Below are 12551 nucleotides of genomic sequence, written 5' to 3'. Positions count from 1 at the left end.
CAAAAAAACCGCTTCGGTGAAAAAGCGGTTCCTTGTAATTTATGTCAGATTATTTCCAGGCACAGATAATTCCGCCCATGATCATGCAGGTAACGACCCAATATCCGCCAACGGTCAGGACATATTTCCAGCTTCTTCTTTCATAAAGCGAAGAAACGCCTACAACTGGAAGCGCGAAAAACAATCCAGAAATGAATCCGTGCAGCATGCCGTGCTTGAATGTGCGGTACGCATTTCCGTATTCTTGCATAAATGCGAAATAAGATGGCTTTGCCAATGCAGGATCACCGCCGATCATTCCGAGTGCCCCAAATTGGTGGATCGTTAAGAATTGCAAGACCATTGCAATTAAAAATCCGTAAACGAATGTCATTCCGAAAATGACAAACATGTTAGTGCCTTTCATTTTTTCTTCGGTCATTCCTGATTCGCGCATCCAGATGGAACCGAATACTTTGGGATTGTACCAAATTGCTCCGATAACTAATGACGAAATTGCCGCTACGAATAGCGCTAAAAAATTTGGTTGCATAATTTTAAGTTTTTGTTGGTTTGAAGGTCAAATGTAACGTTTTTAGAAAATTAACATAAAAGAATGATGAGATATTCAATTTGTTGGGACAAATAAAAGAACCTCAAAATATTTTAATTGTAGGATTTAATTTACTTAAAACTCGAAAAAGATGCATTTAATCGATTTTATTTGCACATTATCGATAAAAGTATGTATGTTTACACCGTAGAATTAAAACCAAAGTAATTATGAAAAATATAGCTACCCTTTTTATGTTTATGATTGCCACATCTTCGCTAATGGCTGGAGTGAGTGCTTCTGAAAAGCAAGCGCTTGTAAAGCTTTACAAATCGACTAACGGTTCGCAATGGACCAACAAATGGGATTTGAAAAAACCAGTATCAACCTGGTATGGCATCAGAATACAAAACGATAAAGTTGTTGCTATTGATCTGTCAAACAATAATTTGACTGGTGAATTGCCGAAAGAAATCGGTAACCTGACGAATCTGCAGCAATTGAGTTTGTTCAAAAATTCAATCTCAGGAAATATTCCGGCCACCATCGGAAATATGTCTTCATTAAAATCTTTGAACCTTGCGTTTAATAAATTCTCAGGAAAAATCCCTGCAACAATCGGAAAAGCAACCGCTTTAGAATCTGTCGAAATGTACATGAACGCCTTGAGCGGAGACATTCCATCTGAGTTGGGAACCTTGAAAAACCTAAGAACTTTGTCATTGTTCAATAACGAACTGACGGGAAGCATTCCGTCAACAGTTTACACTTTGACTTCATTAAAAGTGTTGTTGTTGAGTAGCAACAAATTGTCAGGAAATTTAAGCCGCGAAGTGGCAAACCTGACTTCACTTGAAAACTTAAGCCTGTTTGAAAACAACATGAACGGGCAAGTGCCGTTTGATCTTGAAAAATTGAACCACCTGAAAGAAATGAATATTTCTTACAACCAATTCAGCGGTTTGGTTTCAAGAAACCTTGCACAATTGGACACTTTAAACATGACAATGATCAATGATAAAGGAGTGGCTGTAGTGCTGCCGGTTAAAGACAAAAACTCTGCTTTAGCCAACGAAGAATAATTTTTTCATAATAAATTAAATACGTTTGAAACCTTGCTTTTCCCCGAGAGCAAGGTTTTTTATTGGCTTAAAGCCGATAGGATTTCGTTCTTCAATAATCCGCTACCACCGCCAAAATGTTCGATCACAAGAATTTTTGGATTGGCTTTTTTGAAAAATGCCGTAAGCGAATCTTCAGTTTCTTTGTCGAGACCGCAACCAAAAAGGACAATTGAGAAATCGTATTTTGAAAACAATTCGATCGCTTCTTGTTCGTCCTGAGCACCAATGCCAAACCAGTTTTCATCTGAATTGATCAGGCGAACAACCGTCTGAAGGATTTCGGGATGTTTCCCGATGTATAAAATCTTTGTCATAAATATTTAAAATAATAAAACCCCAAAGAAAAATTTCCCTGAGGTTTTAGTTTTGAATTTGATCCTGATTATTGTTTGATAAATTGCAGTTCGATCGCCAAACGCACTTCGTCACTAACTAAAACGCCGCCGGTTTCAAGCGCAGAGTTCCAGTTTAATCCCCAGTCTTTTCTGTTGATTTTTCCGCTTAAAGCGAATCCTGCTTTGGTATTTCCCCACGGATCTTTCATTTGTCCGCTGTATTCTGCTGCAAGTTTAACCGATTTGGTTTGTCCGTGCAAAGTTAAATCACCGGTTAGTTCGAAATCGCCTTCATCTTCTTTTGTAAATGAAGTGGCTTCAAAACTGATTTTTGGAAACTGCGCAGCATCGAAAAAATCGGCGCTTAATAAATGCGCGTCACGATCTGCATTTCCGGTTGAAACCGAATCGATATCACCGCTGAAGTGAATTTTTGCGCCTGCAAAATCATCGCCTTCGGTTTCAATTGAAGCGTCAAATTTTTGAAATTTCCCTGAAACATTAGTAAACATCATGTGTTTTACTTTAAATCCGATTTCTGAATGTGTTGGGTCGATAACCCATTTTGTTGTTGACATGGTCTAATTATTTTATTATTAATTATTTATTTTAAGCGTATTATTTTCTTTTTATCTGAATTACATTGCCATCGGGACTTCCATCAGCAAAATTTCTGCATCTACTGAATTTGCTGTAATTTCGATTAAATTTGTGTCCCAAATCCCGAGGCCGTCGCGCTCATTCAGGGCAATGTTTCCGATCGTAAAATCACCTTTAATTACGAAAGCATAAATCCCGTTTCCTGCTTTTTTCAATTGGTATTCCGATTTAAATCCGTTGTCAAACGTTCCGAGATGAAACCATGCATCCTGATGGATCCAAACTCCGTCATCATCTGCATTAGGCGATAAAATCTGCTGCAATTTGTTGTGACGGTCTTCCGTATTTAACGTTATTTGATCATAACGCGGCATCACATTTTTTTTATTCGGATACACCCAAATCTGTAAAAACTTCGTCAGCCTATCAGAATTTTTGTTGTATTCGCTGTGGAAAATCCCGGTTCCCGCGCTCATTGCCTGAATGTCACCTTTTTTAATGACGGTCGTATTTCCCATGCTGTCTTTGTGCTCGAGATCGCCTTCAAGCGGAATCGAAATGATTTCCATATTATCGTGCGGATGCGTTCCAAAGCCCATTCCGGCATCCACACGGTCGTCATTTAAAACACGCAACACGCCAAAATGCATTCTGTCAGGATTGTGGTAATTCGCAAAGCTGAAAGTATGATGCGAATCGAGCCATCCGTGATTGGCATGGCCGCGGGTATTTGATTTGTGTAAAACCGTATTTTCCATGATTTTGGAATCTAAATTCGGTAAGTGATTGTAGCCAATTGCTTCAGGAGCGACAATTTCATCAATGTCATTTTTCATCACATCGCCTAAAGCGGCAGAAGTGACAAACATTCCGGTTCCCATTAGTCCTTTTTTTATAAATTCTTTTCTGTCCATGGTTTTCTTGTGTTGTAAATTGATAGTGCAAATTTCGGTAGTATAAAATCGCCGTGCATTGAACTGGAACAAGAAAATTAAATCTTCAATGGTGAGCGCAGCAATTATTTACCATGCAAAATTGCGGCAGAAAAAACCGTTGGGCATTGAACTGGAACAAGAAAATTTAAGCGTAAGATAAAATCAAGAAACTATTGATGCGCCAGTTTTTTTCGGATTTTGGATAAGAACTCAGCAGAAATTCCGAGGTAAGAAGCAATGTAATGCTGTGCGACGCGTTGCGGAATCGTTGGATAATGCTCTAAAAATTCCTGGTATTTTTCGGTTGCGGTTTTTGCAATGGTATTAAAAAGCCGGTTTTGTGTGACCGATAAATTGCGCTGCATCAAAATCCGGAAGGCGCGTTCAAATCGCGGTGCTTTTAAAAATAAAGTTTCTTTGGTTTCGGGAGAAAAAATCAGCAATTCACATTCTTCGAGCGTTTCGATAAAAACCTGGCTCGGTTTGTCTTCATAAATGCTGAACGAGATGTCGCTGATCCATGCGTTTTCAATCGCAAATTGCAGAATGACTTCAAAACCATTCGCATCAATATAATATTTTCGCAAACAGCCTTTAATGACAAAAGCTTCAAAATTGCACATTTCGCCTTCGTGCAGCAGGATTGTTTTTTTTGGAACGCTTTTGAATTCAAGCAAAGAATCAAAGATCTCGAATTCTTCGTCGGTAAAAGTAACATAGCGCGAAATGCCGGAGTTGATCTGTTCGTACAAAATGAAAATTTTATTGAATAAAGGTATAGAAAAATCTTAATCCAGGTTAATAAATCGGATGCGAACTAATGCGTATCTTTGCAATGACATAAATTACTCCACCATGTTGTTCGAAAAATATCCAGATAATCCGTTCCAGGTTCAGATTTCTTTTCACAAACTGATAGAAAATCTGGAAGAAATCGCACTTTCAAATGTAGATTACAGGGCAAATTACGCGAAAGCGCTGCTCAAAGAAGTTGAAGCCGTTCCTGAATTCAGAACCGGAATTACCGATCTGACGATGATCGAAACCCATAAAGAACTCATCCGTTACCTGATGTCCGATTTGTTTCCGACCGCTTTAACGAAGAATGAAATCAAAGCCGTTACGATTCCGTTTCACAACATTACGTTCAATTATTCCGAGCGTTTGCAGCACATTTTAGACAATGCCGGAACGAAGTTCGACATGACGATCCGCGATTTTGACCACGATCAATTCTACATCATGAGTTGCTGTATGATCTTAAATGGATATTATGGATACAAACTCGATTTCAGCAAACCGTTTTTCTACGATATTCCCGATGAAGCTCACGTTATGCGGTATTACCGGATTTTATACAACGCCGATTTTATTGAAATTTTCCCAACCGAAAAATCATTGCAATTGACTTCTGAAGATGTCGAATTATTGATCGATAATTTCCACGATGTGGCTCTCTGGAAATCCAAATTTCCCGAACACAGCTGGATCATGCGCGGTTTCGGGATCATGACTTTGTATGACGCAACGACCGAAAGCGCGGTGTCAAACCTCAAAACCAAATTGCTGACCAAACCCGACGGGGATTTTTCGATGATCGAAAGTTTTGAAAGCATTTTCAGGTCGATTTTTCATATTTCCGATTTGAGGATAGGATTTACGGCACTCAATATGACCGAAAATAAATTTGTCATTTCGTCATTCGATAAAAAAATACACAGTTTTATTCTAGGAAATGCATCCGAATGCGATTGCTCGGATTTGACGTGCAATGAATATTTTAAGGAACTAATTGATCAGAAAAAATATTTCACGGTTTCCGATGTAAAAAAATTCGCATTGGAAAGCGGCGAAGCGGAGTTTGCAGCACATTTGCTCGAACAAAACATCCGAAGCGCCATTTTTGCACCGGTCATCAAAAACGAAAAACTACTCGGAATCGTAGAAGTGGTTTCGTCCAGGAATAAAGAATTAAACAGCATCAATGCCAATAAAATGGACATTGTGATGCCCTATTTAACCGATACGATCGACCGTTATTATTCGGAAGTGCAAAACAAAGTCGACGCTTTGATCCAGAATGAATACACGACAATCCATTCAAGTGTATACTGGAAATTCCGCGAAGAAGCGTTGGCGCACATTGGCGACACAAAAGATACGGTGCTGCATGAAATTGTATTTTCTGAAGTGTTTCCGTTGTACGGTCAAATCGATATTAAAGGTTCGTCTGATATGCGAAATACGACGACAAAACAAGACATCATCATTCAGGTGAATTTGCTTTCAGCCATTTTCGAGGCGATTCTGAATGAAAAAAAATTACCATTATTTGAACAGAAGGTTTTCGAGTTGAACGATTTTGCTGCCAATATTGATACACAACTCAATGCCGATACGGAACAATTGGTTTTGGATTATATTAAAGCCGAGGTCAATCCGATACTCAAACAGTACAAATCTGAAAATGAAAAGACTAATGAATTGATAGCTTCATATTTTTCTAAACTCGATCCTACTTCGGGCATGATTTACGATTCGCGAAGAAGATTTGATACGACGCTTTCGATCATCAATAAAAAAATGGCCGCGATCCTTGATAAAAAACAGGCAGAAGCACAGTCGTTTTATCCGCATTATTATGAGCGTTTTAAAACCGATGGTGTCGAACACAATTTATACATCGGTAATTCGATCACAAACCAACCGGAATTCGACAAACTGTATTTGTTCAATTTAAGATTGTGGCAGCTTCAGGTGATGTGCGACATGGAAAACCAATACCATGCGCTTAAAGATACCTTGCCTTACCAAATGGAAGTCACTTCGTTGCTTTTGGTATTCAACAACCCAATCACGATCCGTTTCCGTATGGATGAAAAACGTTTCGACGTGGATGGTTCGTACAATGCCAGATATGAAGTTGTCAAAAAGCGGATCGACAAAGCACACATCAAAGGCACAGACGAAAGAATTACGCAAAAAGACACCATCACAATTGTGTATTCGCAACATGCGGAAGAACTCGAATACCGCCGTTACATCAGGTTTTTGCAGCACAAAGGTTTGCTTGGTCCAAACATTGAAAGTTTTGAGATCGAAGACCTGCAAGGTGTTTCGGGCTTAAAAGGATTGCGTGTTTCGGTGCTTTTCAGTAAACCCGAAGATGCAAAAGTCTACACGTATCAGGAATTGCTGGACGAAATCAGGAATTAAGCCCTGATCGAGTAAAAAGCATACGCAAAAGCGCCAACCGAAATAATGATTTCACACATGAAAATGTTGTATGTAATGCGCAGCAGCGTGTATTTCCGGTGCAAAACCAATCCGAGATAATACAGATCCTTCACCATCGAACCGTACAGATAGTCTTTGTCTTTCATCATTTCATTCATCGCCCACTGGTATTCTTCGACGGGCATTTTATAGAAATTTCCGAAAAATAATAAGTTAACTTTCTGGTCGACAATTTGTTTTCTGGTAAATGAACCTCCGGTTACTTTTGGCTTGGTCGAAAGGATCGCAAAAATGATCGAAACCACACTGAATAAGATCAGGATAAATGTTGGAATGATCAGATGCGCATTCCGCGGACTGTCGAGTTTCGGGATTAAAGTGGACAATGAAATCGAAATGATGATTGCATTCACCGAAAGTAAAATATTCGCTTTACTGTCGGCGATCTGGCTTAATTTGGTGTGGTTGTTCAGCGTCACGCGAAACATGGTTTCAATGCCGCGTTCGGGTTTTTCATCTTTTTCGGACTTGTCGTTTTTTTTCTTTTTGGATGCCGCTTTTTCTTCAGCCGCAGTAAAAAAATGAATCTGTTCCTGTACTAAAGCGATATTTACATCTTTTTGCTTTTGCCATTTTTTCTTTGCGTGATCGGTGAAATACCGGTGGCAGCGCGTGAGCATGTCGCGGTTTTCAATGTTCCATTCAAGGTCGGTGAGTTTGCGGTTTAGTGTCACTTCCCATTCATCGCGCAGCAATTCGCTGATCGCCATGTAATTTTTATCCGAAAAATGGCTGCAATCGGCATCACGAATGATCGACTCGAGGACATTTTGCGGTTCGCGGTTAAATTCGGTTGCCCTGATCAGGTTTTCTGCCAATGGCAAAATCGCCGGATCAACATCGCTATCTTTCAGGAATTCGTTCAGGTAAACGATGCTTTTTACTTCATGCCTTTGCGCGCCATCCACATAACCCGTGTCATGAAACCAGGCGGCAAGAAGCAGCGCAGTTTCTTCAGTTTTGGTCAGTTTTTCGGATTCGATGAGCTTTTCGGTTGCATTAACCACACGTGAAGTATGGTTGAAATTATGATAAGTATATGAAGGAGAAAGTCTATCTTTGAATAGAGCAAAAACGAAATCCTCGGCTTTTTGAATGATATTCATGGTCGAATTTATATTACATAGGCAATTTATGAATTTATTTTCTGATATGACTTCCAAAAGAAACATTACTCCTGTAAAATTTCTTTTCCTCATTTTTATATTTTATTCGTGTGCAACCAAGCATGCGCAGTTTGGCAATAAAAAGCCTCAGGTGATCAAAGACAACTTTTACGATCGCGACAAAATGTCACATTCATTTTTCCTGATTGGCGATGCCGGAAACTCTGATAAAGAACCTTCGCAAAAGCTTTTAAACGTGTTTGAAGACCGTTTGGAAAAAGCAGATTCTGCCAGCACGCTGATTTTTCTCGGAGACAACATTTATCCGCACGGACTTCCAAAAAAAGACGGTCCGGAAAGAAAATTGGCTGAGGAAAAATTAACCAACCAACTCAAATTAGCCAAAAATTTCAAAGGAAAAACACTTTTCATTCCCGGAAACCACGATTGGTATAGCGGTGTTGAAGGTTTAAGGGAACAGGAAAAATTTGTCAACGATTACCTTGGAAAAAAGAAATCTTTCCTTCCGAAAAAAGGCTGTGGCATCGATCATATTGACATTAATAAAGATGTAGCGCTAATTATCATCGATAGCGAATGGTATCTCGAGCGTTGGGACAACCATCCTAAAATTAATGAAGATTGCGACATCAAAACCCGCGAGCAGTTTTTTGACGAACTCGAATCCGAAATTAACAAAAACCAAAAGAAAACCACTATCATTGCGATGCACCATCCACTGATGTCAAACGGCACGCATGGCGGGCAATTTTCTTGGGAAAAGCAATTGTTTCCGTTAGAATCGAAAATTCCGCTTCCTGTCATCGGAACGCTGATCAACGTACTTCGAAAAACGTCTGGGATCAGTCCGCAGGATTTGCAGAATAAAAAATACAATGCTTTTTTGAAACGCGTCAAAACATTGATCCAGGACAAAAATAATGTAGTCGTCGTTTCTGGCCACGACCACAATTTGCAATACATCGATCATGAAGATGTCAAACAAATCATAAGCGGATCAGGTTCTAAAACCGAAGCTGCTAGAGCCATTCACGACAATGATTTCTCGGCTGGAAAAAATGGTTACGTGGTGCTTGATGTTTTAAAAAGCGGTGCATCCAAAGTTTCCTTTTTTGGACTAGGCGAAGACGGAAAAGAAAAATTATTATTCAAAGCACAGCCTTTAAACGCACGCCCAAAACCGAACCCGCGGGAATTTCCGGGCAATTTTGCAGCGACAAAAGACACGTCTATTTACACAACAAAAATGACAACCAAAGGCGGTGCATACCGTTTTCTCTGGGGAAATCATTTCAGGAAATATTACAGCATGCCAATTAAAGCCAAAGCTGTAAGCCTCGATACGCTCTATGGCGGCTTGAAGCCAACCATTTCGGGCGGCGGACATCAATCCAGATCTTTGCGCCTTGAAGATAAAAACGGACGTGAGTTTGTGATGCGTTCTTTGCACAAAAGCGCAACAAGATTTTTACAGTCGGTGGCTTTTAAAAATCAGTCGGTTGAAAAAGATTTCCGTGATACATATACTGAAAGTTTCATCCTCGATTTTTACACGACCTCGCATCCCTACACGCCGTTTGTTGTAGGCCGATTGGCTGATAATCTCGGCATCAGCCATACGAATCCGGTGTTGTTTTACATTCCGAAACAAAAAACGCTCGGATTGTTTAACGAAGAATATGGCAACGAATTGTACATGGTTGAAGAACGTCCGACCGATGCGTTTAAGGATTATCCTAGTTTTGGTAACGCTCCGAAAATCGTTGGTACCGATGATGTCCTTAAAAATATCAACGCCGATGAAAAATACCAGATAGATGAAAAATCATACATCCGCGCGAGAATGTTTGATGTATTGATTGGCGATTGGGACAGGCACGACGACCAATGGCGCTGGGGCGAATACAAAGAAAATGGCAAGGTGATATACCGACCAATTCCGCGCGACCGCGACCAGGCTTTTACAAAATACGACGGGAAACTGTTATCCATTTTAATGAACATTCCGGCACTTCGCCACATGCGAAAATTTAACGAAGATCTAAAAAACGTCAAATGGTTCAACCGCGAAGCCTACAATTTGGATCTGGCTTTCGTGACGCGTGCCAATGAAAAAGACTGGATTGACCAGGCCGATTTTATCATGAAAAACTTGTCGGATGCTGAAATCGACAAAGCATTTGAAAACCTTCCGAAAGAAGTTAAAGACGGCACAATTGATAAGATCAAAGCGCAACTCAAAATCAGGAAAACACATCTTGAAAAATATGCGCATCAATATTACAAAGTGCTGCAAAAAACCGTGCTTGTCGTCGGAACCGAAAAAAACGACCGTTTCATCATCACAAGATCTGGTAGAAATACCAAAGTAGAAGTCTTTCGTGTCAAAAAAGAAGGCGCCGAAAAAATTAGCGAACACGATTACGAATGCCCTGAAACTACAGAATTGTGGATTTACGGACTTGGCGGCGAAGATACTTTTGAAGTTTCTGGCAAAGGAACGCGCAAGATAAAGGTGCGGCTCCTTGGTGGTCAGGACAAAGATACGTATCAGGTTGCAAATGGTGGAAAAGTTAAAATTTACGATTTCAAATCCAAAGAAAATATTTTCGATACCAGTTGGCTCGCCCGCAAAAGGCTGTCCGATATTTATGAAATCAACACTTATGATTATGAAAAACCGAAATACAATGTGTTTGCCGGTTATCCACTGATTGGTTACAATCCCGATGACGGAGTGAAAATGGGCGCCGTCGTGAATTACACTGTCAATGGCTTCAACCGTTTTCCGTATTCGCAACGCCACAGCATCAAAGGCATGTATTATTTTGCAACGAACGGATTTGAATTGTCTTACAAAGGGATTTTTCCGCACGTTTTAGGAAAGTGGAATCTGGTGTTGGACGCACTTTATACGAGTCCGAATTTCAGCATCAATTATTTCGGATATGGAAATGAAACCGAGAACAACCAGAAAGATTTAGGCCGCGATTACAACCGCGTAAAAATGCGTACCATCCGCGTGACGCCAGCGCTGCAATGGATTGGCGAACAAGGCGGATCGTTCACTGTAAAACCGTCGTTCGAAAGAATTATGGTTGATAAAACGCCAAACCGATTCCTGGCATTGCCCGGAAACATCAATCCAGATGTTTTTGACTACAAGAATTTTGCAGATCTGAATGCTGGTTACAGTTTTGAGAATTACGATAATGTTTCAAATCCCACGCTTGGCTTGAGTTTTACGCTTTTGGGTGGCTACAAAGTGAATATCGACGATACGAAAAGAAGGTTTCCGTATGCCGAAAGTTCGCTTGGGTTCAATTACAAATTATCGCCTAACGGAAATGTCGTTTTCGCCACGTTACTAAAAGGGAAAATGCTTTTTGATGATGAATACGAATTTTACCAGGCAGCGACTTTGGGCGGTGATCTGGATCTGCGCGGTTTCAGGAACCAGAGGTTTTTGGGCAAGCAATCGTTTTATCAAAGTTCAGATCTTCGATTGAATCTCGGAAAACTACAAAACGGATTTGCGCCTTTGAGCTACGGGGTTTTCGGCGGATTTGATTACGGGCGTGTGTGGCTTCAAAACGACACTTCAAACAAATGGCACCAGTCTGTTGGCGGCGGTTTCTGGATCAACGGCGTGAATTTATTAACTGCGCAGGCGTCGTATTTCTATTCCACCGATGGCGGAAGAATTACTGCCGGTTTAGGATTTGCCTTTTAATTTGGTTAAATCCAATTGGTATAAATAGCCGCCGGTTTTCTTTTTGCGCTCGTCGGTAATGTACAATTTATTGTTTCCGATGAAGCAAATGCCTTCTTTTTGGGTAAAGCTTTCAAGGTCGATTTGCTGTGATTTTCCACTGAAGAAATCGTTTCCGGTAAAATCGGTGAAAATCCAGACGTAAGTCGAAGTCTGGATTACTACTTTTTTTCCATCAGGGCTGATGTCGGCACTGGTTACTGCACAATGGCTGAATGTGTCACAGGTGTCGAAAGTCGAAATTAGCTTTGCAGCATGGTTTCCTTCCTGATTGGGAACCTGGTAGAGTGTGGTTCTTCCGTTGAATTTTGAGCTTCGGTTTTTGGTAAAGATGTAAAAATTGTTTTGGTAATAAAAGAAGGATTCGGCATCAAAAATATGCTTCGATTTTTTGGGAGGAAATTCGGTTTGTTCCGGATAATAAAAAGTGATTTTTTTGGAAACGGCTGCGGTTTTGTTCTTTAAATCCAATGCATCGACTTTATAAATCGCTAAATCCTGGCGGTCGTTGTCGTTGTTTCCAAAATCGCCAATGTACAGATTTCCTTCGTCATCTGAAGTTAGGTCTTCCCAATCGTTATTTTTTGCATTCGTAATTGACAGCGTATTTTTTACAGCGCCGGTTTTATCGAGTGCGTATAATTCGGGAACATTTCCGCTGTCTTCAAGCGTCCAGATCCAATCTGATTTGGATGTCACTTCTACCGCTGAAGATTCGTCGAGGTGTTTTGGCAACTTAAATACTTCTTCAATTACCTGAGATTTATTGGCGCAGGCCAAAGCTAAGATGAGCAAGCCAAACGGCAAATGGGAAATCCGGATCATAAGA

General features: G+C 40.3%; 10 protein-coding genes. 3 read left to right on the top strand and 7 right to left on the bottom strand.

What is annotated here, in order from left to right:
* Window positions 1-49: 49 nt before the first annotated feature.
* Entirely contained in the window at window positions 50-532 is a 483-nt protein-coding gene (locus BLS32_RS00570) for a DUF1761 domain-containing protein (protein ID WP_091391376.1), read from the bottom strand.
* Window positions 533-762: 230 nt separating this feature from the next.
* Between BLS32_RS00570 and BLS32_RS00565 the strand changes: the two genes are divergently transcribed.
* Complete coding sequence (locus BLS32_RS00565; RefSeq protein ID WP_091391375.1) at window positions 763-1614, top strand: leucine-rich repeat domain-containing protein; 852 nt, start codon at window positions 763-765, stop codon at window positions 1612-1614.
* Between the two features lie 59 nt (window positions 1615-1673).
* Here BLS32_RS00565 and BLS32_RS00560 read toward each other — a convergent pair whose 3' ends face one another.
* The 4 genes from BLS32_RS00560 to BLS32_RS00545 all read right to left on the bottom strand — a co-directional run bounded on the left by BLS32_RS00560 (window position 1674) and on the right by BLS32_RS00545 (window position 4278).
* On the bottom strand, window positions 1674-1970 hold the full coding sequence (locus BLS32_RS00560) for a response regulator (protein ID WP_091391374.1): 297 nt from the start codon (window positions 1968-1970) through the stop codon (window positions 1674-1676).
* A 68-nt stretch (window positions 1971-2038) separates the two neighbouring features.
* Window positions 2039-2569 carry a YceI family protein gene (locus BLS32_RS00555; protein WP_091391373.1) on the bottom strand — a complete coding sequence of 177 codons (531 nt, stop codon included), beginning with the start codon at window positions 2567-2569 and terminating at the stop codon, window positions 2039-2041.
* 60 nt (window positions 2570-2629) lie between these two features.
* Entirely contained in the window at window positions 2630-3349 is a 720-nt protein-coding gene (locus BLS32_RS00550; protein WP_217639548.1) for a pirin family protein, read from the bottom strand.
* Between the two features lie 347 nt (window positions 3350-3696).
* A complete protein-coding gene (locus BLS32_RS00545; protein WP_091391371.1) occupies window positions 3697-4278 on the bottom strand; it encodes a Crp/Fnr family transcriptional regulator in 582 nt (193 codons plus the stop codon).
* A 103-nt stretch (window positions 4279-4381) separates the two neighbouring features.
* Here BLS32_RS00545 and BLS32_RS00540 point away from each other — a divergent pair, with 103 nt between their 5' ends.
* Window positions 4382-6742 (top strand): GAF domain-containing protein, encoded by a 2361-nt coding sequence (locus BLS32_RS00540; protein ID WP_091391370.1) that lies wholly within the window; start codon window positions 4382-4384, stop codon window positions 6740-6742.
* On the opposite strand, the gene BLS32_RS00535 is transcribed toward BLS32_RS00540, so the two are convergent.
* Window positions 6739-7929, bottom strand: a complete 1191-nt coding sequence (locus tag BLS32_RS00535) for a Pycsar system effector family protein (RefSeq protein WP_091391369.1) — start codon at window positions 7927-7929, stop codon at window positions 6739-6741. The two genes, BLS32_RS00540 and BLS32_RS00535, sit on opposite strands and share 4 nt — an antisense overlap.
* 28 nt (window positions 7930-7957) lie before the next feature.
* Here BLS32_RS00535 and BLS32_RS00530 point away from each other — a divergent pair, with 28 nt between their 5' ends.
* Entirely contained in the window at window positions 7958-11683 is a 3726-nt protein-coding gene (locus BLS32_RS00530) for a metallophosphoesterase (RefSeq protein WP_091391368.1), read from the top strand.
* Here the strand turns inward: BLS32_RS00530 and BLS32_RS00525 are convergent.
* Window positions 11666-12547 carry a hypothetical protein gene (locus BLS32_RS00525; RefSeq protein ID WP_245699293.1) on the bottom strand — a complete coding sequence of 294 codons (882 nt, stop codon included), beginning with the start codon at window positions 12545-12547 and terminating at the stop codon, window positions 11666-11668. The two genes, BLS32_RS00530 and BLS32_RS00525, sit on opposite strands and share 18 nt — an antisense overlap.
* Window positions 12548-12551: the final 4 nt, after the last annotated feature.

Source organism: Flavobacterium noncentrifugens (assembly GCF_900100375.1).
GTDB classification, from domain to species: domain Bacteria; phylum Bacteroidota; class Bacteroidia; order Flavobacteriales; family Flavobacteriaceae; genus Flavobacterium; species Flavobacterium noncentrifugens.
This window is presented reverse-complemented; position numbering and strand designations above follow the sequence as displayed.